Source organism: Actinacidiphila acidipaludis, from assembly GCF_019890725.1.
GTDB lineage: Bacteria > Actinomycetota > Actinomycetes > Streptomycetales > Streptomycetaceae > Actinacidiphila > Actinacidiphila acidipaludis.
This window is the reverse complement of record NZ_JAINZZ010000039.1, coordinates 27,058-49,017: the sequence shown is the minus strand read 5'-3', so window position 1 is coordinate 49,017 and position 21,960 is coordinate 27,058. Positions and strand designations below refer to the sequence as shown.

Annotated in this window: 25 protein-coding genes; 18 read left to right on the top strand and 7 right to left on the bottom strand. The window is 72.5% G+C overall.

All coding sequences use genetic code 11. The annotated features are described in order from the left end of the window. Positions 1–31: 31 nt before the first annotated feature. The 4 genes from K7862_RS25475 to K7862_RS25460 form a co-directional block, all read right to left on the bottom strand. A complete protein-coding gene (locus tag K7862_RS25475) occupies positions 32–256 on the bottom strand; it encodes a hypothetical protein (protein ID WP_222966580.1) in 225 nt (74 codons plus the stop codon). A gap of 65 nt (positions 257–321) precedes the next feature. Continuing rightward, positions 322–1,500 (bottom strand): S1C family serine protease, encoded by a 1,179-nt coding sequence (locus K7862_RS25470; protein WP_222966531.1) that lies wholly within the window; start codon positions 1,498–1,500, stop codon positions 322–324. Between the two features lie 176 nt (positions 1,501–1,676). Then, positions 1,677–2,702 (bottom strand): LacI family DNA-binding transcriptional regulator, encoded by a 1,026-nt coding sequence (locus tag K7862_RS25465; RefSeq protein WP_222966529.1) that lies wholly within the window; start codon positions 2,700–2,702, stop codon positions 1,677–1,679. Between the two features lie 52 nt (positions 2,703–2,754). Next, entirely contained in the window at positions 2,755–3,555 is an 801-nt protein-coding gene (locus tag K7862_RS25460) for a response regulator transcription factor (protein WP_222966527.1), read from the bottom strand. Between the two features lie 199 nt (positions 3,556–3,754). On the opposite strand from K7862_RS25460, the gene K7862_RS25455 reads away from it, so the two are divergent. The 7 genes from K7862_RS25455 to K7862_RS25425 all read left to right on the top strand — a co-directional run bounded on the left by K7862_RS25455 (position 3,755) and on the right by K7862_RS25425 (position 9,685). Next, positions 3,755–4,564, top strand: a complete 810-nt coding sequence (locus K7862_RS25455) for an alpha/beta hydrolase (protein ID WP_222966525.1) — start codon at positions 3,755–3,757, stop codon at positions 4,562–4,564. An 88-nt stretch (positions 4,565–4,652) separates the two neighbouring features. Further along, entirely contained in the window at positions 4,653–4,919 is a 267-nt protein-coding gene (locus K7862_RS25450) for a MoaD/ThiS family protein (protein ID WP_222966568.1), read from the top strand. Beyond that, positions 4,916–6,643, top strand: coding sequence for a hypothetical protein (locus K7862_RS25445; protein WP_222966523.1), 1,728 nt, complete (start codon positions 4,916–4,918; stop codon positions 6,641–6,643). Before K7862_RS25450 ends, K7862_RS25445 begins: the two co-directional genes overlap by 4 nt. A 309-nt stretch (positions 6,644–6,952) precedes the next feature. Then, positions 6,953–7,645: an LmeA family phospholipid-binding protein gene (locus K7862_RS25440; protein ID WP_222966521.1), complete on the top strand. Its 693-nt coding sequence runs from the start codon at positions 6,953–6,955 to the stop codon at positions 7,643–7,645. Positions 7,646–8,062: 417 nt separating this feature from the next. Further along, on the top strand, positions 8,063–8,899 hold the full coding sequence (locus K7862_RS25435) for a sulfurtransferase (protein ID WP_222966519.1): 837 nt from the start codon (positions 8,063–8,065) through the stop codon (positions 8,897–8,899). Between the two features lie 30 nt (positions 8,900–8,929). Continuing rightward, positions 8,930–9,220 carry a DUF1416 domain-containing protein gene (locus tag K7862_RS25430; protein WP_222966517.1) on the top strand — a complete coding sequence of 97 codons (291 nt, stop codon included), beginning with the start codon at positions 8,930–8,932 and terminating at the stop codon, positions 9,218–9,220. A 126-nt stretch (positions 9,221–9,346) separates the two neighbouring features. Further along, on the top strand, positions 9,347–9,685 hold the full coding sequence (locus K7862_RS25425) for a DUF3099 domain-containing protein (protein WP_222966515.1): 339 nt from the start codon (positions 9,347–9,349) through the stop codon (positions 9,683–9,685). 45 nt (positions 9,686–9,730) lie between these two features. Here the strand turns inward: K7862_RS25425 and K7862_RS25420 are convergent, their stop codons facing one another. Further along, on the bottom strand, positions 9,731–10,093 hold the full coding sequence (locus K7862_RS25420; RefSeq protein ID WP_222966513.1) for a DsrE family protein: 363 nt from the start codon (positions 10,091–10,093) through the stop codon (positions 9,731–9,733). Between the two features lie 272 nt (positions 10,094–10,365). Here K7862_RS25420 and K7862_RS25415 point away from each other — a divergent pair, with 272 nt between their 5' ends. From K7862_RS25415 to ygfZ, 6 genes are all read left to right on the top strand, one after another. Further along, complete coding sequence (locus K7862_RS25415; RefSeq protein ID WP_222966511.1) at positions 10,366–11,280, top strand: hypothetical protein; 915 nt, start codon at positions 10,366–10,368, stop codon at positions 11,278–11,280. Then, a complete protein-coding gene (locus K7862_RS25410) occupies positions 11,277–12,194 on the top strand; it encodes a hypothetical protein (RefSeq protein WP_222966509.1) in 918 nt (305 codons plus the stop codon). The genes K7862_RS25415 and K7862_RS25410 overlap by 4 nt, the downstream gene beginning before the upstream one ends. Further along, positions 12,194–13,123 (top strand): hypothetical protein, encoded by a 930-nt coding sequence (locus K7862_RS25405; RefSeq protein ID WP_222966507.1) that lies wholly within the window; start codon positions 12,194–12,196, stop codon positions 13,121–13,123. Before K7862_RS25410 ends, K7862_RS25405 begins: the two co-directional genes overlap by 1 nt. 201 nt (positions 13,124–13,324) lie before the next feature. Further along, positions 13,325–13,888, top strand: coding sequence for a heme-binding beta-barrel domain-containing protein (locus K7862_RS25400; protein ID WP_222966505.1), 564 nt, complete (start codon positions 13,325–13,327; stop codon positions 13,886–13,888). 152 nt (positions 13,889–14,040) lie between these two features. Further along, positions 14,041–14,478, top strand: coding sequence for a Fur family transcriptional regulator (locus K7862_RS25395; protein ID WP_222966503.1), 438 nt, complete (start codon positions 14,041–14,043; stop codon positions 14,476–14,478). A 93-nt stretch (positions 14,479–14,571) separates the two neighbouring features. Next, positions 14,572–15,549: a CAF17-like 4Fe-4S cluster assembly/insertion protein YgfZ gene (ygfZ, locus tag K7862_RS25390; protein ID WP_222966501.1), complete on the top strand. Its 978-nt coding sequence runs from the start codon at positions 14,572–14,574 to the stop codon at positions 15,547–15,549. 132 nt (positions 15,550–15,681) lie between these two features. Here the strand turns inward: ygfZ and dtd are convergent, their stop codons facing one another. Continuing rightward, on the bottom strand, positions 15,682–16,107 hold the full coding sequence (dtd, locus tag K7862_RS25385; protein ID WP_222966499.1) for a D-aminoacyl-tRNA deacylase: 426 nt from the start codon (positions 16,105–16,107) through the stop codon (positions 15,682–15,684). A 373-nt stretch (positions 16,108–16,480) separates the two neighbouring features. Between dtd and K7862_RS25380 the strand changes: the two genes are divergently transcribed. Both K7862_RS25380 and K7862_RS25375 read left to right on the top strand, forming a co-directional pair. Further along, on the top strand, positions 16,481–17,065 hold the full coding sequence (locus K7862_RS25380) for an RsiG family protein (protein WP_372461680.1): 585 nt from the start codon (positions 16,481–16,483) through the stop codon (positions 17,063–17,065). 147 nt (positions 17,066–17,212) lie between these two features. Then, positions 17,213–18,466 (top strand): GNAT family N-acetyltransferase, encoded by a 1,254-nt coding sequence (locus K7862_RS25375; RefSeq protein WP_222966495.1) that lies wholly within the window; start codon positions 17,213–17,215, stop codon positions 18,464–18,466. A gap of 40 nt (positions 18,467–18,506) precedes the next feature. On the opposite strand, the gene K7862_RS25370 is transcribed toward K7862_RS25375, so the two are convergent. Continuing rightward, positions 18,507–18,674, bottom strand: coding sequence for a hypothetical protein (locus tag K7862_RS25370; protein ID WP_222966493.1), 168 nt, complete (start codon positions 18,672–18,674; stop codon positions 18,507–18,509). Between the two features lie 243 nt (positions 18,675–18,917). Here K7862_RS25370 and K7862_RS25365 point away from each other — a divergent pair, with 243 nt between their 5' ends. The 3 genes from K7862_RS25365 to K7862_RS25355 all read left to right on the top strand — a co-directional run bounded on the left by K7862_RS25365 (position 18,918) and on the right by K7862_RS25355 (position 21,954). After that, a complete protein-coding gene (locus K7862_RS25365) occupies positions 18,918–19,811 on the top strand; it encodes a GntR family transcriptional regulator (RefSeq protein ID WP_222966491.1) in 894 nt (297 codons plus the stop codon). Between the two features lie 285 nt (positions 19,812–20,096). After that, complete coding sequence (locus K7862_RS25360) at positions 20,097–21,176, top strand: phosphotransferase family protein (RefSeq protein ID WP_222966489.1); 1,080 nt, start codon at positions 20,097–20,099, stop codon at positions 21,174–21,176. 49 nt (positions 21,177–21,225) lie between these two features. Continuing rightward, positions 21,226–21,954, top strand: a complete 729-nt coding sequence (locus K7862_RS25355) for an HAD family hydrolase (RefSeq protein WP_222966487.1) — start codon at positions 21,226–21,228, stop codon at positions 21,952–21,954. Positions 21,955–21,960: the final 6 nt, after the last annotated feature.

The following is a 21,960-nucleotide window of genomic DNA, read 5'->3' as shown; positions in this document are numbered from 1 at the left end:
GACGGACATGGCGGTGGTGTGCGGAACAGTCTCAGCGTCGCACGGTTGCGGCGCGGCGGCGTGCAGTCCGGTGACGGGCGCGGGCCGCGCTGACCTCGGGCGCCCGGGGGGCGGGCGCGAGGCCGGCGGCCAGGGCGAGCGGGAGGTCGAGGTCGGCCGGGCCGGTCGCGACGGCCGGGGCGTGCGGGCTCCAGGACACCGCCGTGCCCAGGGCGCGCCGCAGACGGTTGACGCCGGCCGTGATCGTGCTGCTCATGGGGTCTCCCAGGTGGTGCGGGACGGCAGGACCGGTCGCGGGGCTCCTGCCGGTGGACCGGAGGATCAGTTGCCGGAGGTGCCGCCGGCCCGCAGGGTGGCGAGGTCGGCCTTGACCGTGTTGACGGGGATCGCGAAGCCGAGGCCCACGCTGCCGGCGCTGGAGGAGCCGCCGCTGTTGCTGGAGGAGTCGGAGTACATCGCGGAGTTGATGCCGATGATCTGCCCGCTCATGTTGATCAGCGCGCCGCCGGAGTTGCCGGGGTTGAGGGAGGCGTCGGTCTGGATCGCCTTGTAGGTGGTCGTGGAGTTGCCGGTGTCGCCGTTGTACTGGTTGCCGCCGAAGGAGAACGGCCACCGGCCGTCGCCGCCGCCGAACTGCTGCTGGCCCTGTCCCTCGTCGGTGGAGACGGTCACGTCGCGGTTGAGCGCGGAGACGATGCCGCTGGTGACCGTGCCGCTCAGGCCCTCGGGGGAGCCGATGGCCACGACCTGGTCGCCGACGACGAGTCCTGAGGAGTCGCCGAGGGTGGCCGCGGGCAGTCCGGAGGCGCCCTGGATCCTGATCAGCGCGAGGTCCTTGTTGGCGTCGGTGCCCACGACGCTGGCCCGCGCGGACTTGCCGTTGCTGTACGTCACGCTGACGCTGTCGGCGCCCGCGATCACGTGGTTGTTGGTGATGACCTGGCCGTTGGAGGTGATGATCACACCGGCGCCGGTGGACTTGCCGGTGGGGGAGGTCGCGTTGATCTCGACGACGCTCGGGCTCACGGCCTTGGCCACCCCGGCGACGCCGCCGTCGACCGCGGAGGCGTTGACGACGGCAGCGGGCGCGGCGGCGGTGGTGTGGTCGGTGGCGTTGCCGATCAGGGCGCCGGCGCCACCGCCGACCACGCCGGCGGCCAGGGCGACGGCCGCGACCAGCAGGGCGGGCTTGCGGACCCGCCTGCGGCGGTGCGGCGCCGGCTCGCCGGGCGGCGGGAAGCCGTAGCCGTGACCGTACGGGGGCGGCGGCGGGTAGGCGCCGCCGGCGTCACCGGCCGCCGGGGTCCCCGGTGCGACGCTGTGGGAGGCGACGACCTCCGACGGGACGACCCGGTCGTCCCCGAAGGCCGGCGGCTCGTACGGCGTGGTCGCGTGGACCTGGGGCTCGGGGGAGCGGTACTCCGTTCCCTGCGGGCCGTGGTAGAGCGGAGGCTGCTGGTCGTACGGGTGGGGTTCGCCGTTGCGGCTGCTCTCGGTCATGTCTATGACTGTGCGCTCGGACCATGAGAGGTTCCTGAGTACACGCTGAGAAGCCCGACAGAAGTGGGTATGCCCCATATAAGGACCGGCGGCGCCCGCGCTCACCGGCCTTTATCCGGGCCCAACAGGCCCGTCCGCCAACGGAGTTACGGGCCCCGGGCGAAGCGCGCTCCGGCTCAGCCCTCGCACCCGCAGGACCCGCGGACCACCAGCCGCGACGGGAACTGGCGCAGGCGCTCGCGGCGCGAGCCGGGCACCCGCAGGGAGTCGTCCAGGACCGCGTCGACCGCGGCCCGGGCCATGGCCTGCCGGTCGGAGGCGACCGTCGTCAGCGGCGGGTCGGCGAGCCCGGCCTCCTTGACGTCGTCGAAGCCGGCCACCGCCAGCTCGCCGGGCACGTCGATGCGCAGCTCGCGGGCCGCCCGCAGCACGCCTATCGCCTGGTCGTCCGTCGCGCAGAAGATGGCCGGCGGCCGGTCCGGGCCCGCCAGCAGCTCCAGGGCGACCCGGTAGGCGTCGTAGCGGTTGTACGGGGACTGGAAGAGCCGGCCCTCGGTGGACCGGCCCGCCTCCTGCATGGCCCGCTGCCAGCCGACCACGTGGTCGTGCACCGGGTCGCCGACGACCGGGGTGATCTCGGTGCCGCCGAGGCAGGCCACGTACGGGTGACCGTGCTCCAGCAGGTGCCGGGTGGCGAGCTGGGCGCCGCCGATGTCGTCGGTGACGACCGCGATGTCGTCGATCGCCTCGGGGCGTTCGTGCAGCAGCACCACGCGGGCGTCCCAGGCGTCGATCTCTATCGCGGCGTTCTCGCTGGGGCCCTGGCTGATCAGGATCAGACCGGAGACGCGCATGCCCAGGAAGGCCCGCAGGTAGTGCACCTCGCGCTCGTCGAGGTAGTCGGAGTTGCCGACCAGCACCATCTTCCCGCGCTCGGACGCCGCCTGTTCCACCGCGTGCGCCATCTCCGCGAAGAACGGCTGCCGGGCGTCCGGCACGATCAGGCCGATCAGGTCGGTACGGCGGCTCGCCATGGCCTGCGCCACCCGGTCCGGGCGGTAGCCGAGCTGCTTGATGGCCGCGAGCACCCGCTCGCGGGTGGCCGGGGCAACCGGCCGGGGTCCGTTGTTGATGACGTAGCTGACGACCGCGGTCGAGGTCCCCGCCAGCCTGGCCACGTCGTCGCGCGTCACCTTGGGCACGTCGCGCAGTCTACGCGTGTCTATCCGGCCGCCACATGGGTCGTCGTGCCGGTCATCTTGCCGGTCCTGCCGGGGAGCGTCCGGCGGTGGAGCGGTGGTCACGCGCCTCCGCCTCGGGGCGGTCCGGGCCGCGGCCCTGGGCGGCCTCGCTGCGCGCCGCCTCCTCGGCCGCGCGCTCCGCCTTCTCCGGGGTCACGAACCGGTAGCCGACGTTGCGGACGGTGCCGATCAGCGACTCGTGCTCGACGCCGAGCTTGGCCCGCAGCCGCCGTACGTGCACGTCCACGGTCCGGGTGCCGCCGAAGTAGTCGTAGCCCCAGACCTCCTGGAGCAGCTGGGCGCGGGTGAAGACGCGTCCCGGGTGCTGGGCGAGGTACTTCAGCAGCTCGAACTCCTTGAAGGTCAGGTCCAGCACCCGGCCCTTGAGTTTCGCGCTGTAGGTCGCCTCGTCCACCGACAGGTCGCCGTTGCGGATCTCCATCGGGCTGTCGTCCGCGGTGATCTGCTGCCGCCCCATCGCCAGCCGCAGCCGGGCCTCGACCTCGGCCGGGCCGGCGGTGTCCAGCAGCACGTCGTCGATGCCCCAGTCGGCGGTGACCGCGGCGAGACCGCCCTCGGTGACCACGAGCATCAGCGGGCAGCCCGGTCCGGTCGAGCGCAGGAGCTGGCACAGGCTGCGCACCTGCGGCAGGTCGCGGCGGCCGTCGATGAGGATGACGTCGGCACCGGGGGTGTCCACCAGGGCCGGGCCCTCGGCGGGGGCCACCCGCACGTTGTGCAGCAGCAGTCCGAGGGCGGGCAGCACCTCGGTCGACGGCTGGAGGGCGTTGGTCAGTAGCAGGAGAGAACTCATCGGGCGCTCCCGTCGGTCGTCCGGACGTGCCGCGGCGTACTGCCTCGCGGGGCGCGGGGCACCCCGGGGTGGAGCTGGTCGTGCTGGCTCAAACCGAACCCTCCTCGGGCCTGCGAGGACGACGTGCTCGTGCCGGAAAAGCACGAAAGGACCCGGGGGCGACATTGCCCAGGTCCTCTGCCACGCAACAATAGCCGACATGGACAGCCCTGCCGAGACCGACTCCGAGCGTTTGCGTGTCGAGCCGACTCCGACGAGTGGCCGGCAGACCGTGCTGTTGACGTCCGACGGCGTCCGGATCGAGGCCGAGCACCTGCCCGCGGCGAACGGATCCGGCCGTCTGGCGATCGTCGTCGCGCACGGCTTCACCGGGTCCCTGGAACGGCCCGCGGTCCGCCGCGCCGCACGGCAGTTCAGCCGGTACGGCGCGGTCGTCACGTTCTCCTTCCGCGGCCACGGCCGCTCGGGCGGCCGCTCGACCGTCGGCGACCTGGAGGTGCTGGACCTGGCCGCGGCCGTCGACTGGGCGCACCGCCTGGGGTACGCGCGGGTCGTCACGGTCGGCTTCTCGATGGGCGGGTCGGTGGTGCTGCGGCACGCGCCGGGCGCCGGGCTCGCCGCCGTGGTCGCCGTCAGCTCGCCGGCCCGCTGGTACTACCGCGGGACCGCGCCGATGCGCCGGCTGCACTGGGTCGTCACCCGGCCCGCGGGCCGGCTGGTCTCCCGGTTCGGGCTGAAGACCCGGATCCATCCCGAGGACTGGGACCCGGTGCCCGTCTCCCCGGTGGAGTCCGTGCCGCTCATCGCCCCCACGCCGCTGCTCATCGTGCACGGCGACCGCGACGCGTACTTCCCGCTGGACCACCCGCTGTCACTGGCCGCGGCCGCCGGGGAGGGCGGTGCCGAGCTGTGGATCGAACGCGGCTTCGGCCACGCGGAGAACGCGGCCGACCCCGCGCTGCTCGGCCGCATCGGCGACTGGCTGACCTCCCGCGTTCCCCCCGCGTGAGACCGACGGGCCATGATGGAGCCCGGTACGACCTGCAGGACGACGAACGGAAAGCGTGATGGCTGCACCTGACACGGCCGACGGGTGCCTGGCGGCGGGCACGATCCGCTACTGGGCCGCCGCGAAGGCCGCCGCGGGCACGGCGGAGGAGCCGTACCAGGCGGCGACCCTGGCCGAGGCCCTGGCCGCGGCCCGCGAACGCCACGCCGGCGCACCGGAGTTCGACCGGGTGCTGCTGCGCTGCTCCTTCCTCGTCGACGGCACGCCGGTCGGCACCCGTGACCACGCCTCGGTCGCCCTGCACGACGGCGCGACCGTGGAAGTCCTGCCGCCCTTCGCGGGAGGTGCGCGATGACCGCTCCCGGTGAGGGCGACGCCTCGACGCCCGAGGTCCCGCCGCAGGCGCCCGGCGCCTACCCGCCGCCCGCCGCGCCCCCGAACACCCCGCCGCCCGGCTTCCCGCACGCGACGTACGGCACGCACGAGACCTTTGGCACGCCTGCCGAGGGCTACGGGCAGGGCGGCTACGACCAGGGCGCGTACGGCACCGGCGGCTACGACGCCACGGGGTACGGCAACGACGGGCACGGCACCGGCGGGTACGCGAACGGCGGCTACGCGAACGGCGGCTACGCGAACGGCGGCTACGCCGGTTACCCCGACGCCGCTCACGGCGGGGGCACGTACCAGGACGCCGGTCACGACGGCGGCTTCGGGAACGCAGGCCACGGCACCCCGGGCCAGCCCCGGCCCGGCTACACCGGCGGCGGGCACCTCGACCCCGGCTACCCCTCGGCCGGCCGCCCCGGCCCCGTGTACCCGGGGCCGGGCTTCGGGCACGGCGGGCAGCCGCAGACGGCTCCGCGGACCGGTACCACGGGCTTCCCCGGCCCGGGCCCCCACGACAGCCACCTCGGTCACAGCGCCGCCGCGGCCGGTCCCGGCGAGGACGGCACCTACGTCCCGGAACCGCTCGTCGGGCAGCTGCCGGACGAGGCCGACCCGGGTGCCGCGTTCGGGCTGCCGTCGTCCGGGGACGCCTGGGGCGGCCACGCAGCCGCCCGGGGCGCGTTCACCGGACCCGCCGGCGGCGCCGGCTGGGGGCAGGCGCCGTCCGCCGCCCAGCCGTGGGACCACCAGCCGGCGGCCGACGCCCCCGCCGGTTATGCCCCGGCGGAGCCGCAGCCGCAGTGGTCGCGGCAGCAGCCGCACACCTACGCGGCACAGCAGCCGTTCGCGGGCACCGAGCACACCGCGGTCCTGCCGACCGTCGGCGAGGAGCCGCCGCCCGCAGCCGCCTCGTCCGCGACGGGCGGCGGGCCCGTGCGCACCGGCTCGCCGATCATCCCGCCGGGCATCCAGCCCGCCGCCATCACCGCCGCGCTGGGCCTGCTCATCGCCGGCGCTGCGGCGCTCGGGAAGCCCGGGCTGGCCGTCGTGCTGCTGGTGCTGGAGGGCGTGACCGCGGCCGGCTGGTTCCGGCTGAACGGCATGTGGCCGGCCCGGCAGGGCATCATGCTGGCGTTCCTGGCCGGCGTCACCGCGGACGTCGCGCTGCTGGCCGCCGGCGGCTCCCACAACGCCGAGGTGCTGCTCGGCACGCTCGGCGTGTGGCTGCTGCTGGTGCTGATACTGCAACTGCGCCACCACGGTTCGGCCGACGAACGCCTGTCCTCGCTCACCGCGACCTCGGCGTCCACCCTGCTCACCGTCGTCGCCGCCGGGTATCTGGCCACCGCCGCGTCCGGCGCGGGCAGCGATCCGGTGGTCGTGGGCGCGATCGCGGTGGCCGCGGCCACGCTGGTGCGCGCGGTCCGGCTCCCCGGCGGCGAACCCGTCTCGCTGGCGCTGTCGCTGCTGGCCGCGCTCGTCACGGGCCTGGCCACCGGCCCGGCGACCGGCATGGGCACCGGCCACGGCGTGCTGCTCGCCGTCGCGAGCGGCGCGTGCGCGCTCGTCGGCCTCCGGGTGGCGAGCTACGACTTCCCGTCGCGGTTCGTGCACTTCACCGCGGGCGTCGCGCTGCCGCTGACCGCGGCGGCCCCGGTCGTCTACGCGCTGGGCAACGCGCTGCACTGAGCCGTCACCGCGGTGCCGCGGGCCGTCCTCCCGACGGCCCGCGGGCCTGCGACCGCACGATCCGCGGGCCGGGCCTCGGCCCTGCCGCCGGACGGTCCGCCGGGCGAAAGCCCAGGTGCCTCCCGGGGTGCTTCCCGGGTGTGTCCCAGGTAACGGATCAGTTCCGGCGGGAACCGGCGCACCCCCGCCGTCCGTCAGGCGTAAGCGAAGTGCGGCGCGCTGACCTTGCGCGGCGAAGGGACCTTGCGCGGCCCGGTTGCGGGCAGAAGCAGCCGGAGCGGGCCCAGGACGAGCGGGGAGAGCGGACGCATGCGAGTGGCGCGAATACTTCTGATCGTCGTGGTCGTTCTCGGCGGTCTGTTCGTCGCAGCGGACCGGATCGCCGTCACCGTGGCCCAGAACAAGGCCGCCCAGCGCGCCCAGGCCACCGAGAACCTCACCGAGAAGCCGAAGGTGTCGATCACCGGATTCCCGTTCCTCACCCAGGTGCTGTCCGGGAAGCTGGACGACGTGAAGGTCAGCGCGGACGACATCGCCGCCGGCGACGGCTCGCAGTCGGTACGCATCGACAGCTTCCACGCCGACCTGTACGGGGTGAAGCTGTCGAACGGCTTCAGCCGGGCGATCGCCGACTCCGCCGACGGCCAGGCGTTCATCACCTACGCGGACCTGTCCAAGGCCGCGCCCGCCGGCATCAAGGTCTCCTACGCGGGGCCGTCCGCCTCCGGCACGCCGCGGGTCAAGCTCACCGGCTCCTTCATGGGCGCCCACCTGAGCGTGCTCAGCGACATCGTGCTGAAGAAGGACACCATCGGCCTGCACGCCCAGGGACTGCCGAAGGAACTCACCGCGCTCGGCCTGGAGGGCAAGGTGCGGGACGAGATCGACTTCACCAGCCAGGTCACCCACCTGCCCGCCAACCTGGAGCTCACGTCGGTGACCACCACGCCGGACGGGATCTCGGTGCGGGTCGGCGGCAAGGACATCGTTCTCGCCAACTGAGACGGCCGCGTCCGCAAAGCGGCCGCGCACCCGTCGAGCGGCCCCTCGAACGCACGCGCGAGGCCCCGGAAAGGGCGCCGGGCGGCCGGAATCCCCCTTCCGTACCGCCATACGGACAATCTTGTCTCGACATACGACACGGCGGTGACACCCGCCGGTTCATTTCCCTACGATCGGGACTCATGAAGCGACAGGCGGATCTTACGAAGCGGCGGGCAGTCGACCTGTGCCGCGTCGCCGCCATGCTCTGTCGCATGCCCTAGGGGCAGCAGCTCTCCTGTGCCGCGGCGGGCCCGAAGGCCCCCGGCGCCGCCTGCCTGCCCCTGTTCCGTGCCCACACCGGCACACCCTCGCGCGTCGTCGCGCAACCCGCGGCCCGCGCCACCGCAGATCCGTACTGCCCCGGAGGAGATCAGCATGAGCCGCAGTGACGTCCTCGTGGACGCCGACTGGGTCGAGGCCCACATCGACGACCCCAAGGTGGTCATCGTCGAGGTCGACGAGGACACGTCGGCCTACGACAAGAACCACATCAGGAACGCTGTCCGCATCGACTGGAAGAAGGACCTGCAGGACCCGGTCCGCCGCGACTTCATCGACCAGGCCGGCTTCGAGGCGCTGCTGTCGGCCAAGGGCATCGCCAACGACGACACGGTGGTGCTCTACGGAGGCAACAACAACTGGTTCGCCTCCTACGCCTACTGGTACTTCAAGCTCTACGGCCACGACAGCGTCAAGCTGCTGGACGGCGGCCGCAAGAAGTGGGAGCTGGACTCCCGCGACCTGGTCGCCGCCGTGCCCGAGCGCGCCGCGACCGCGTACCAGGCGAAGTCACAGGACACGTCCATCCGCGCCTTCCGTGACGACGTCGTCGCCGCGATCGGCTCGCTGAACCTGGTCGACGTGCGCTCGCCCGACGAGTTCTCCGGCAAGCTGCTCGCCCCCGCGCACCTGCCGCAGGAGCAGTCGCAGCGCCCCGGCCACGTGCCCAGCGCCCGCAACATCCCGTGGTCGAAGAACGCCAACGACGACGGCACCTTCAAGTCCGACGACGAGCTCGTCCAGCTCTACAAGGACGAGAACGTCGACCTGGCGAAGGACACCATCGCCTACTGCCGGATCGGCGAGCGCTCCGCGCTCACCTGGTTCGTGCTGCACGAGCTGCTCGACCAGGCCAACGTCAAGAACTACGACGGCTCGTGGACCGAGTACGGCTCGCTCGTCGGTGTCCCGATCGAGCTCGGCGCCAACTGACCCCGACCGACTGAGGCGAGGACTGAACCTATGTGTGGAGCGAAGGCCGGCGGCCCGGACCTGGCAGGAGTGGACGTGGCCAACGAGACGATCATCCAGGGGTCCGTGACCCGCGACGGTGAGCCGGTCAGCGGCTACGTGCGGCTCCTGGACGGCGGCGGCGAGTTCACCGCCGAGGTGCCCACCTCGGCGACCGGGCAGTTCCGCTTCTTCGCGGCGCCTGGTACCTGGACGCTGCGTGCGCTGGTCCCCGGCGCCACGGTCGACCGCACCGTCGTCGCCCAGCAGGGCACGGCGTCCGAGGTCGCGATCGCGGTCTGAGGCGCTCCGGACCGTCCGTCCGGACCGCGCTGACGTGAAGGGCCGTACCCCGCGCAAGGGGGTGCGGCCCTTCCGGTGTGTCGCGCACATGTTCCGCTCTCCGCCCGGCGGACGTACCGTTGAAGTGTGTACGCGCGTCGTCGTCACTGGTACTTCGCCATGATGGGCACCTGCGTGTTCCTCTTCATCATGGCGTGGGCGGTCGTGCGTCTGTGGTCGGTGCCCGCGGCGATCGCCATGTGCCTGGTGGCCATGGTCATCCCCCCGGTCGCGGCGATCGTGGCCAACCGGCGCGGCCCCGACGACCGCTGGTGGGACGAGCCCCGCGGCGACTCCGGTGACGCGGAGTCCGACGCCTGGTGGGCGGAGCTGGAGGACGGCAAGGGCCGCAAGGACCGCAACGGCGACCACCACCCCGGCCAGCCCCCGCAGGGCGGCCACCGGCCCGAACAGGGCCCGCAGTAGGGCGGGCGGGCAGCGGACGGGCGCTGAGGCGCGCGCGCCGTCGCCTCAGTAGACGAGCGCCTGCACGCCGTCCGGCATGATCTCGCTGACGAACACCTGCGCCCCGGCGATCCGCACGCCGTCGAGCACGTCCTTCTCCGTGATGTCGCGGCGCGCCGCGCACTGGGTGCACAAGGTGACCTGGCCGCCCGCCACCACCGCGTCCAGCAGGTCGGACAGCGGCGCGGAGTGCGGCAGGTCGAACTCCGCGGCCCGGCCGGGCAGCGCGAACCACGCCGACTCCCCGGTCAGCCACAGCGAGACGTCCACCCCGCTGGCCACCGCCACCGCCGCCACGGTGAACGCCTGCGAGCAGCGCTCGGGCGCATCCGCCCCAGCCGTCACCTTGATCACGAGCTTTTTCGCCATGGCCTCAGCCTAAGCGGTGGTATAACTCTGCTTTCGCGCGATCATGCGATCGCGTCATGCGCACGTCAGCCTGGGGGGGCTTGATGACGGTCGACGACGGCTGCGCGTCCGCCGGTGGTACTGCCCGCGGACGCCGAACTCGCCTACGGGCGGCGGTGGAAGGACCGGTCGCACCGGTGGCGCCCTGCGCCCCGTGCCCGCGGACACCCGCCTTTCCCTCGGCGCGACCCGCTCCCCGCTGAGCTGCACGTCCCACTTTCCCGGAGAAGCTCTTGTCCCAGGACACCCCTGTGCCGGCGGCGGCCCCGCCGCCGCTGCCCGAACCACCGCTCATACCGCCGCCCCCGCCGGTGACGCCGGCTCCCGTCTCGCCCGCCCAGGGGGAGTCGTCCCCGGCGGCCGGGGCGTTCGGCGACATTCCGGCCGCACCCGGAGAGGTCGACGGCGCCGCCGCGTCCGACGAGACCGTGCCGGCCGCGCCCCGCCGGCGCCGCGGGCGGACCACGCTGCTGATCGCGTGCGCGGCGGTGCTCGGCGTGCTGGGCGGCGGTGGCCTCGGCTACCGCATCCAGCAGCAGCGCACCCCGACGCCCCTGCCGCCGCTCACCGGCACGGTGCTCGCCCAGCCCAAGGGCGCGGGCGTGGCGCCGAAGCCGCTGCCGGCGAGCCAGGACCGGGCCGCGGTCTTCGACAGCAACCTCCTCGCCCAGCTCGTCCCCACGCCCGAGGGGGCCAAGGAGGACGACCGGGACTGGGAGTCGCTGGCCGACTACGCCGAGAACTTCACCAAGCCCGACGGCGCCTTCATGGAGTTCGCCGCGAACGACTTCCGCCGTGCCGCGACCGCCTCGTGGACGCAGAGCGGACACGACACCGAAGTCAGCGTCGAACTGGTGCAGTTCCGCGACGAGGCCGCCCCCTACGCCCCCGGCGAGATCTCCTCGTGGACGACCTTCGACGACGACGACGAGCATCTCGGCGACAGCCACGACGTGCCCGGCACGATGGACGGCAAGGTCTGGGGTTCTGCCAAGGCGGAGCACAAGTCCGGCTACCTGCCGATGTACTACGCCACCGGCCTGGCGAGGGTCGGGAACGTCATCGCCGAGGTCGACGTGAACTCCCTCAAGCCGGTCAAGGCGAGCACCGTGATGTCCGTCCTCACCAAGCAACTGGAGCGGCTGTGAGCGACGAGACCGCGATGCCCCCCTCCCCCGAACCGTCCGCGCCTTCCGGGCCGCCGGTGCCCGCCGACCAGCCGGTGGCCGCCGAGCAGCCCGTGCCCTTCGACCAGCCGGTGGCCGCCGAGCAGCCCGTGCCCTTCGGTCCTCCCGTGCTCTCCGAGCGGCCGGAGCGCGGCAGGCGCCGGGTCGCGCTGCTGACGGCCGCCGCCCTCGTCGTGGTCGCCGCCGCCGGCGGCACCGGCTACGCCGTCCTGCACCACGGCGGCTCGGGAACGGACGCGGCCGCGCACCCCACGGCCACCACACCGTGGGCCGAGCCGACCCCGAGCGCGACCAAGGCGTTCGGCGCCCGGTCCGGCGGCAGCCACTACGGCAGCCTGAGCCTGCTGCTCGTGCCGATGCCCGACAACTACGGCCCCGGCCCGGACGTCGACGAGTTCGGCAACGATGTCGTGCTCGACGCGGGCCAGGCCCAGAAACTCGTCAAGGGCGACCTGTCGAGCCTGCCGGCCAAGGAGCGCAAGGCCATCGCGGCGAACGTCGACGCCCTGCACATCGAGGGCGCCGGCATGCGCACCTACACCCAGCACGACAACCGGCTCGTGATCCAGATGGAGATCGTGCAGATGAAGAACGAGGAGGCGGCGCGCGCCGACACCAAGTTCTTCGCCGCGTTCACCAAGGCGATGGGGATCTTCCGCAAGGGCCCGAAGATCGCGGGGCACCCGCAGGCCACGTGCGTGCTGTCGCCCAAGGTGAAGGGCGAGAAGCTCGACCTGATGTTCTGCCAGGCCACGGAGGGTGACCTGATGGTGAAGATGACGGCCAGCGGCACGCTGCCGCTGGAGAGCGCCGAGGCGGCCACGCTGCTGCGCAAGCAGCTCGACCGCGTCCAGGACCCGGGGCAGGCGGTCTGATGAACGAGATCGCCCCCGAGGCCGTGCCGCGGTTCCCCGCGGAGCCCGACGCCGAGCCGCAGCTCTCCGCTGGACCCGGACCCGAGGCCGCGCCGCAACTCTCTGCTGAACCCGGACCCCAGGCCGCGCCCCTGTTCCCCGCCGCGCCCGAGGCCGCTCCCGAGGCCGCCCCGCGGGCACCGCGGCGTCGGCTGCGCGCCGCGATCCGCTGGACCGCGGCGGTGCTGGTCTTCGCCGCCTTCGGCAGCGCTACCGCGTACGCCGTCACGCAGCCCGAGCGCACGCGGATCCCGGGCCTGCGGACCCCGGACGACGGCCGGTGGACGTACCCGCCGATCGCCCTGCCCAAGCTGCCCGCGGGCAGGGCGCGGCCCTTCGCCGACGCCAACCAGGGCCAGCACCACTTCACCGACGTGCGGTCGCTGCTGCTGCCCGCGCCGGTGGGAGCGACCGCGGACCGCGCCGTCCCCGGACCCAGTGGCTGGGTCACGCCCGACGCCTACCTCGACCTGTACAGGTTCGACGACGACTATCTGCGCAAGGCGCAGGCCGCCGAGCTGCGGCAGCAGGGCCTGCGGCACATCGCCGCCCGCTCCTGGACCTCGCCGGACGGCACCCGCACCGACCTCTACCTGCTGCAGTTCCTGAGCTCGGGGTACGCCGACCTGTACGAGCCGAACATCGGCGCCGAGCGGCTCAAGGGCGCCGAGGAGGTCGTCAAGGACTCCGGCGTGACGTCGAAGGCGGTCCCCTCCGACATCACCGTCGACGCCTCGGCCGAGTCGGCGCCGTACGGGGCGGCGGCCACCCGGTACGCGTACCTGTACGCGGGCGACGTCATCGGGCTGGTCGTGCAGACGCGCAAGGGCTCGGTGGCCGAGGTGCCCTTCCGCCAGACGGTCCGGCTGCAGGCCCAGCTCCTGGGCTGAGCCGCACGTCACGCGGGCTGCCCGCGCCCGCCGCGGGGCCGCGCACTAGACTCGTGCGCGGCCCTGACCGCCTGCCCGTCCGAGGAGCCCGTCCCGTGGCAATCGAGTACTTCTTCGACACCCTGCTCGTCCTGATCTGCATCGCCATCGCGGCGTTCGCGCTCTACGCGGTGAAGAAGCTCTACCAGGGTCAGCGCTGACATGATCGAGATCCCTTCCGACCTGCACCCCGACCTGGTCCCGCTGGCGTTCCTGCTGGGCCGCTGGACGGGCGCGGGCGTGCACGACTTCCCGGGCTCCGAGAAGTGCAACTTCGGGCAGGAGGTCGCCTTCACCCACGACGGCCGGCCTTTCCTGGAGTACACCTCGCACACGTGGGTGCTCGACGCCGAGGGCAAGAAGGTCCGTCCGCTGGAGACGGAGAGCGGCTATTGGCGGATCGACGCCGAGCGCAAGGTGGACGTCACCATGACGCGCGACGAGGGCGTGGTGGAGATCTGGACGGGAGAACTCTCCGAGGGCAAGCCGCAGATCGACCTGGTCACCGACGCCATCGCGCGACTGCCGCAGGCCGGCGAGTACAGCGGCGGCAAGCGCCTGTACGGGTACGTCAACAGCGACCTGATGTGGGTGGGCGAGAAGGCGACCCCCGCGGTGCCGCTGCGCGCCTACATGTCCGCGCACCTGAAGAAGGTCGTCGACCCCCGCGAGTGGGTCGCCGACATCAAGGACCTGCCGGACGACGGGATCGCGTTCTTCAAGTAGGCGGCCTCCGGGCAGGCGGGCTCCCAGCAGGCGGCCTCCGGGCAGGCGGGCTCCCAGCGGACGGGCCCCGACCGGGCGGGCGCGACGTGGGCGGGCCGTCGCGGCCGCGCACGACCCGGGTCCGGCCGTTACCGCGTGCCTACACTTGCCGTGTGGCGAGCACCGACTGGAAGAGCGATCTGCGGCAGCGCGGCTACCGGCTGACCCCGCAGCGCCAGCTTGTCCTGGAGGCCGTCGGCCGCCTGGAGCACGCGACGCCCGACGGCATCCTGTGCGAGGTCCGCAAGACCGCCTCCGGGGTGAACATCTCCACCGTCTACCGCACCCTGGAGCTGCTGGAGGAGCTGGGCCTGGTCAGCCACGCCCACCTCGGTCACGGCGCCCCGACCTACCACCTCGCCGACCGGCACGACCACATGCACCTGGTGTGCCGGGACTGCGACTCGGTGACGGAGGCGGCCGTCGAGCTGGCCGCCCCGCTCAAGGAGGGGCTGCGCGAGCAGTTCGGGTTCGAGACCGACATGAAGCACTTCGCGATCTTCGGGCGCTGCCGGGACTGCGCCCGGAAGGCCGCCGAGCACGGCGCGTAGCCGGGGTCCGGCGGCCCCGAGGTACCGGCCGAGGCACCGGCCCCTCCCGACGGCGTAACCCTTGCGGGTCAGGCCGGTCGTACGCTTGACGGCATGACGAAGAGCCCTTTGCTGTCGCTGCCCGGCGCCGTCCCCGCAGAAGGCCCTGACGAAGGCGTCGCCGCGCACTACGGCGACCTGTTCCGCGAGCAGCGCGCGCTCGCGGACGGCACCGGTTTCGTGGACCTCTCCCACCGTGGTGTCGTGACCGTCAGCGGCGCGGACCGGCTGTCCTGGCTGCACCTGCTGCTCACCCAGCACGTCGAGCAGCTGCCCCCGAACCAGGCCACCGAGGCGCTGATCCTCTCGGCCCACGGCCACATCGAGCACGCCCTGTACGTGGTGGACGACGGTGCCACGACGTGGATGCACGTCGAACCCGGTACCCAGGAGGCGCTGCTGGCCTACCTGGAGAGCATGAAGTTCTTCTACCGGGTCGAGACCGAGGACGCCACGGACCGCTTCGCGGTGGTCCACCTGCCCGCCGGGTCGATCACCCAGGTGCCGGAGGAGTGGGCGGTCCGTGAGACGCCGTACGGCCGGGACGTCTTCGTCCCCCGCGACCGTCTGGAGGAGTGGGCGGCGCGGTCCGGTCCGCCGATCGGTGTCCTGGCCCACGAGGCGCTGCGGATCGAGGCGCACCGCCCCCGCGTCGGATTCGAGACCGACCACCGCACCATCCCGCACGAGGTGGGGTGGCTGGACACCGCGGTGCACCTGAACAAGGGCTGCTACCGCGGTCAGGAGACGGTCGCCCGCGTGCACAACCTCGGCCGCCCGCCGCGGCGGCTGGTCTTCCTGCACCTGGACGGCAGCGAGGTGCGGCTGCCGGCGCACGGCGCCCCGGTGCGGATCGCGGAAGAGGGCCCCGACGGCGAACCCGGCCGCGCGGTCGGCGTCATCACGTCCTCCGCCCGCCACTGGGAGCTCGGCCCGATCGCGCTCGCCCTGGTGAAGCGGAACACCCCGGAGCGGGCGACGCTGCTGGCCGAGGACACCGCGGCCGCGCAGGAGACCGTCGTCGCGCCCTGAGGACGCGGTCCGAGGCCCGCAGCCGGAGTGTGCTCCCGCCTGGGGTCCTGGGTCCGGCTGAGACGAGGCGCCGCTCGGAGCTCTCCGAGCGGCGCCTCGCCCGTCCGGCCCGGGCATTCCGGGCCGAGCGGCTCAGACCTCCAGGACGACGGTGAACGGGCCGTCGTTCGTCAGCGACACCTTCATGTCCGCGCCGAACACGCCGGTCTCGACGGTGGCGCCCAGCTTCCGGAGCTGGGCGACGACCTCGTCGACCAGCGGTTCCGCGACCCGGCCGGGCGCCGCTGCGTTCCAGGTGGGCCTGCGCCCCTTCCGGGCGTCACCGTAAAGCGTGAACTGGCTGATCACGAGCAGCGGGCCGCCGATGTCCGAGCAGGACTGCTCGTCCGGCAGGATCCGCAGCGTCCACAGCTTGCGGGCCAGCGCCGCCGCCTTCTCCTCCGTGTCGTCGTGCGTCACTCCGACCAGAACGCACAGTCCCGGTCCTGTGACGGCGCCGACGGTCTTCCCGTCGACGACGACCTTCGCCTCACTCACCCGCTGGGCCACCGCTCGCATGCCGCCATTGTGGCCTGCCCGGCCGGCGCGTCACCCACACGGGTGTGGGGGGCGCACTGGGTGGCGCGGTACGCCCGGTCGGCGGGCTCGCACAACTGTTGCGACGGCCGTTCGGGTGCCATGTCGCTGCGGCGTGTCAGCGGCAAGTGGCAGCATCGATTGCGGGTCGCGGCGCGTCGACGACCAGGAAGCGCGGCGCGGCCTCGGCGAGGAGGGGACGACAGGTATGACCACACCCGGCACTGGAGAGACTTCCGGCACTGCCGCACCAGGACCAGCGGCGGCGTCCGGCACCGCCGGACCGACGGCCGCCGTCTCGACGGCGCGTACCAGGAACGCCGTTTCGGCGGCGCCCACCAGGAAGGGCCATCGCATGCTGAAGGCCGACGTTCCCGGGCCCCTGCGCCCGCCCGCCCCCCGCAGCCCCCTCGTGGACACCCCGATGCCCGACCTCACCGTGCTCGACCTCGCAGCCCTGCGCGCCCTGCGCCGCGACGCCCAGCAGGAGGAGGCCGACCTGTCGTACCTGCGGCGCATGCTGCACGGCCGGATCGACATCCTCCAGGCCGAACTGCGCCGCCGCGGCGCGTCCCCCGGCACCTCGGACGATCCGCTGGCCGAGGACGACGCCCCCGTCGTCGACCGGCTCTCCGAGATCCTCGCCGACGGGCCCTCCCGGATCCGCTCCTCGGCCCGCCATGTCACCCTCGGCACCCCGCACACCGAACGGGTGCGGGCGCTCGCCGAGGAGATGCTCTCCGAGGTCGAGCTGTCCGACCTCGACGCGCGCACCGACCCGGAGCTGGACGTGGCCATGGCCCGGCTGGTCCGCCACGAGCAGCAGGTCTCGCGCCGCCGCCACGCCCTGCAGCAGACCGTCGACGGCTGCTCGGCCGAGATCACCCGGCGCTACCGCGACGGCGAGGCCCGGGTGGAGGACCTGCTCGCCGACGGGTGAGCGACCTGCTCGCCGGCGGGTGAGCGGCCGCGGGGTGAGGGCCGGCGGGGTGAGGGCCGGCGGGTGAGCGGCTGCGGGTGGGCGGCGGTTTCCCGGCCTGCCGATAATCGAGTGCGGCGCGGCCGGGGCCTCACCTAGCGTGCCCGCATGAGCCTTGAGATCCGCACGCTGGACGAGTCCGACGTCGCCGACTGGGTGCGTGCCCTGCACACCGGATTCCACCTGGCGCCGTCGGTGACGGACGAGGAAGTGGCGGCACGCCGCGTCGCGTTCGACCTGCAGCGGACCCGGGGCGCCTACGACCAGGGCCGCTGCGTGGCCACCTTCCGCAGCATGCCGCGCGAACTGACCGTGCCGGGCGGGGCGTTCGTCCCGGCGTCGGCGATCACCAACGTCTCCGTCACCGCGACCCACCGCCGCAGGGACCTGGCCAGCCGGCTGATGGCCGCGGACCTCGCCGACGCCAGGGAGCGTGGTGAGGCGGTGGCCATCCTCGTCGCGGCGGAGTACCCGATCTACGGGCGGTTCGGCTTCGGCCCGGCGACCTGGGTGGCGGACTGGGAGATCGACATCCCCCGCGCGGCCGTGGACCACCGCTATGCCGGGCCGACCGACGGCGGCCGGGTCGACCTGGTGGACGTCGTCGAGGTCCGCAAGGTCGGGCCGGGGCTGCACGAGCGGGTCCGGGCGCTGACGCCCGGGGCCATCAGCCGCGACGCCCGCTGGTGGGAGGTCGCCACCGGCGAGCGGACGTTCCCGTCCCAGCCGTGGACCGAGCCGTTCTTCGCGGTGCATCGCGACGCGGCCGGGGAGGTCCAGGGCCTGCTGGCGTACACCACGATCGACCACCCCTGGCCGGGCAAGCTGCCGCGGGTGGACGCAACGGTCAGGCAGTTGCTGGCCGCCAACCCCGCCGCCGAGCAGGCGCTGTGGCGCTTCCTGCTCTCGCTGGACTGGGTGACGCAGCTCAACACCGGCCACCGCGCCCCCGACGACGTGCTCCCGCTGCTGCTGGGCGACCCGCGGGCGGCGCGGACGGAGACGCTGGCGGACTTCATGTGGCTGCGGGTCCTCGACGTGCCCGCCGCACTGTCCGCCCGGACCTACGGCGGAGCCGCCGGCCGCCTGGTGCTGGAGGTGCGGGACCCGGCGGGGCTGTGCGGCGGCCGCTACCTGCTGGAGACCGATGCGGCGGGGGCGGCGCAGTGCACGCCCAGCAGCACCGAGTCACCTGAACTGAGCTTGGACGTGGCGGACTTGGGTTGCCTGTACCTGGGCGACGAGTCGGCGTCCCGGCTGGCGGCGCTCGGCCGGGTGGCCGAACACCGCGCGGGCGCCGTCCGGATGGCCGACGCCCTGTTCCGTACGGCCCGCAGGCCGTGGTGCCCCGAGGTGTTCTGACCCGGGCCGCGACCCGTGGGTGCGCCCGGGCCGGGCGGGTTCACTGCGCGAGCAGCAGCGCCAGCGCGGTGAGCCCGATGGCCGTGCAGGTGGTGTTGCGGGACTTGTGCCCCCAGGTGACGAGCCCGACCGCGACCATTCCGGCTGCCCCGTACCGCCACTGGATGAGTTGTTCGAACGCGTATGCACACAAGCTGAGAGCGAGCATGACCGATCCCTCCTTCGTGGCGCCCTGCTTCATGGCTTCGTGCTGAAGGTGGGTGGCTGCGGTGCGTCCCGTACGCCCTTGGACGGGAAGGTGCGACCCCCGCGAGGTTGGATCATTCAACTTGCCGCGATTGCTGCCGAGTTGAATGAGTATCCTCATTCAAGGGTGTGCCCGGTTGCCTGAGATCCGTAAACTCAGGTCAAGCAAGCAGTGCTGGATGACGGGAAGTTGTAGCGTAGTGGCGTGAACCAGGAAGAGCGCCCGGGCGTCAACGGTGATCAGCCGCCCTACCTGCACATCGCGGATGTGCTGCGGGGCGAGATCCACGACGGCGTCTTCCGCGTGGGCGAACGACTCCCGTCCCAGGCCCAGTTGGAAAAGCGCTTCAACGTCTCCCGCCCCACCGTCCAGCGCGCTCTGACCGAACTGCGCAGAGACGGTTACCTGGACAACCAGCGGGGCCGCTCCGCGGAGGTGCTGGACTGGCGGGGGTCCGTCCCGGCGTCGCGGGCCACGCATGACATACCGGGGCCGACTCTCTCCGTCCTCGAAGCTGAGGTCGCGGAGGCGTTCGAAGCGCGGCACATCACGATCGACGCGTACTCGCTGTCGTCCGAGACCCTCACCAGCGCCCTGTCCCAGCCGTTGAACCGCGTGCTGCGAGGTGAGTTGAGCCCGGCATCCATCCGCGTGAGAGTTCTGCTTCCCGCCCTGGACGCCGAGCTGGCCATCCCCCGGCTGGTGGAAGGCGACGAGCGGTGGCCCCTGGCGCGACTGCGAGAACTTGTGGGCGCACAGGCGGTCACGCTCGAAAGCTCGTTCAACCAGGTGCGCGATCTGCTGCCGGACATCGATCTGAGCGTGGAAACGCAAGCGCTGCCGGTCACGCCCCTGCACAAGCTGTACATCCTCAACGGGAAGACGGCCCTTACCGGCTACTACCAGGTGATTGAACGGGACGTGAGGTACAGGAAGCTTTCGGGCACGATCTACGACGTCCTGGGGCTCGACGCCGTGCTCTTCCCGTTTCGCGCCGATCCGGCAGACCCTGAGAGTCTCGTGTCGCGCTTCTTCGCAGAGAGCCAGGGCTGGTTCGACTCTCTCTGGTCCACGATCAGCCGGCCACTGTTCGGCTGATCCCCGGAAGGAGCCGGGGCCGGCGGGCCACCCTCACCTGTCCGGGTTACAAGCATGTGCCGGAAGGTGACACCGGGCCGGGAGAGGGCCTCAGGCGGCCTATTGTGATCCCTTTCGGAGTGACGTCGGCCCACGAAGAGCAGAAGAGGCACCTTGACCGCGACGGCGACCGGACGAGGCACCGCTGACCAAGTGTCGGCGGCGGTCATGGGTGCGGATCGGGTGGAGGGCCCACTCAAGGGCAATCATCATCAGACCTTCGCTGTGCGGGTCGACCGTGCGTCCGTGCTCGCCGGGCAATTCCCGTGGCTCAAGCTGCGGGAGCCGCGCGACGGCGTGTTCTGGTACGACATGCGCTGGTTCCCCTCCGAGGAGTACGTGCTGCGCCTGCTCCGGGACGGTTTCGGCGACACGTTCCGCCATGTCCCGCGGGTCTGCGAGCAGCGGGTCCAGGACGAGGCATCCCCGGTGCGGAGGATCGGCCTGATCCAGTTCATCGAGGGCGTCACGCTGGACAAGGTCCGCAGCCGCCGTCCCGGCCGGATCGCGGACCGGTACGTGCGGCAGATCGAGGAGTTGTTCGGGACGCTCGCCTCCGTCGACGCCGGTTCCTTGGTCGGTCACGGCAGCCCGGCAGTCGAGGGCTGTGCGGGGTGCGATCTGGCGTCCTGGCCCGAGCAGGGTGGGTCGACCCAGTTCCTCGGTCGTCTCAAGCACTTCACCTTCAACCATGCCTATGAGCAGCGGCGCCGGGACATGGACGACCTGCTGGCCGATCTGGGTGTGCCCTCGGACAAACTCGCGGCCTTCGCCGAACGGCGACCGGAGCTGACCGACCGGCCGCGCAAACTGCTCCACGGGGACCTGCACAAGAAGAACTTCGTGGTCGATCGTGCGGGTGTGCTGTGGACCATCGACTGGGAACTGGCCCTGGTCGGCGACCCGTTGTACGACCTCGCGACCCACCTGCACCTCATGGGTTACCCCTCCGACCAGGAGGCGGACGTCATCTCCCGCTGGGAGCGCGCCGTGGGTGCGGAGGCCGCCGCAGGAGCCCGCGAGGACCTGCCGCACTATCGTGCGTTCAAGCGCGTCCAGTCCCTGTGCACGGATGTGCTGCGCACCGTCGCCCGGCTGTCCACAGCCGCCCGCGAAGATGGAGAAGGGATGGCGGAGGGAGCGCCGGCGGGCCACCGGTCCGGGGATCGACCTGCTGCGCCAGTCGCCAGGCTTCGAGGGGCCGCGGCTGTCGTGCGCCGGGCGCTGGAGGCTGCGCAGCCGCACCTGGAAGTGGACAAAACCCAGCCGCCGGCCGCGGTGGAGATGGCCCTGCAGGCGTTTCTGCAGCGCACTGAGGACGTGTAGCGGAGGCGGGGCTCTGGCCATAGGCAGCCCGGCCCGTGACACTCGTCAAGTGACTTCTGAGTACACCGAGTTGAGCGGCAGGTGGTGGGGGGCTGAGCCGGGGGAACTGCTCCGGGACGCGTCCTGCCTGCTCTGGGACTTCGACGGCCCTCTCTGCGGACTCTTCGCACAGCATTCGGCGACCGACGTCGTGGTCACTCTGTGCCACCAGCTCGTTGCCCTCGGGCTGCCCGCCGAGGCTGCGAAGTGGCGGGGAACCCACGACCCTCTCGGCATATTGCGGTCACAACTGCCGAGCGGAGTGGCCGCTGTCCTCGAGGAGTTGACTGCCGCTGAGGAGGAAAAGGCGGCGTCGAAGGCCGACCCCACACCGGGAGCGGACCAGTTCGTCAGGCGAATGAAGAAGCGTGGTTGCCGACTGGCGATCACCAGCAACAACGCACCGCGCGCGGTGGAGGCCTATCTGGCGGCGCACGACCTGGAAGAGTGCTTCGGCGATCGGGTCTTCGGCCGTGTTCCGGAGAGTCCGCAGTTGATGAAGCCGCATCCGCACTGCCTGGAGCGTGCCATCGAGAAGCTCGGCGTCCTGCCGAACGAATGCCTGATGATCGGTGACTCGGTCATGGACGCTCTGGCAGCGGCGGAGGCGGGCGTGCCGTTTCTGGGCTACGCGCGTCACGAAGAGGCGGCCCGGTCGCTGCGAGCCGCGGCGCACGTTCCCGACGGTGTCATCGGGATGGCTCCTCTGCTCTGGGCGACCCGGCACGACGAACCCTGAACCATC

Excerpts from the sequence above, each read along its gene's own strand:
- K7862_RS25475 (WP_222966580.1), bottom strand. The coding sequence starts at position 256 with ATGAGCAGCACGATCACGGCCGGCGTCAACCGTCTGCGGCGCGCCCTG.
- K7862_RS25470 (WP_222966531.1), bottom strand. The coding sequence starts at position 1,500 with ATGACCGAGAGCAGCCGCAACGGCGAACCCCACCCGTACGACCAGCAG.
- K7862_RS25460 (WP_222966527.1), bottom strand. The coding sequence starts at position 3,555 with ATGAGTTCTCTCCTGCTACTGACCAACGCCCTCCAGCCGTCGACCGAG.
- K7862_RS25455 (WP_222966525.1), top strand. The coding sequence starts at position 3,755 with ATGGACAGCCCTGCCGAGACCGACTCCGAGCGTTTGCGTGTCGAGCCG.
- K7862_RS25445 (WP_222966523.1), top strand. The coding sequence starts at position 4,916 with ATGACCGCTCCCGGTGAGGGCGACGCCTCGACGCCCGAGGTCCCGCCG.
- K7862_RS25440 (WP_222966521.1), top strand. The coding sequence starts at position 6,953 with ATGCGAGTGGCGCGAATACTTCTGATCGTCGTGGTCGTTCTCGGCGGT.
- K7862_RS25435 (WP_222966519.1), top strand. The coding sequence starts at position 8,063 with ATGAGCCGCAGTGACGTCCTCGTGGACGCCGACTGGGTCGAGGCCCAC.
- K7862_RS25430 (WP_222966517.1), top strand. The coding sequence starts at position 8,930 with ATGTGTGGAGCGAAGGCCGGCGGCCCGGACCTGGCAGGAGTGGACGTG.
- K7862_RS25420 (WP_222966513.1), bottom strand. The coding sequence starts at position 10,093 with ATGGCGAAAAAGCTCGTGATCAAGGTGACGGCTGGGGCGGATGCGCCC.
- K7862_RS25405 (WP_222966507.1), top strand. The coding sequence starts at position 12,194 with ATGAACGAGATCGCCCCCGAGGCCGTGCCGCGGTTCCCCGCGGAGCCC.
- K7862_RS25400 (WP_222966505.1), top strand. The coding sequence starts at position 13,325 with ATGATCGAGATCCCTTCCGACCTGCACCCCGACCTGGTCCCGCTGGCG.
- ygfZ (WP_222966501.1), top strand. The coding sequence starts at position 14,572 with ATGACGAAGAGCCCTTTGCTGTCGCTGCCCGGCGCCGTCCCCGCAGAA.
- dtd (WP_222966499.1), bottom strand. The coding sequence starts at position 16,107 with ATGCGAGCGGTGGCCCAGCGGGTGAGTGAGGCGAAGGTCGTCGTCGAC.
- K7862_RS25380 (WP_372461680.1), top strand. The coding sequence starts at position 16,481 with ATGCTGAAGGCCGACGTTCCCGGGCCCCTGCGCCCGCCCGCCCCCCGC.
- K7862_RS25375 (WP_222966495.1), top strand. The coding sequence starts at position 17,213 with ATGAGCCTTGAGATCCGCACGCTGGACGAGTCCGACGTCGCCGACTGG.
- K7862_RS25370 (WP_222966493.1), bottom strand. The coding sequence starts at position 18,674 with ATGCTCGCTCTCAGCTTGTGTGCATACGCGTTCGAACAACTCATCCAG.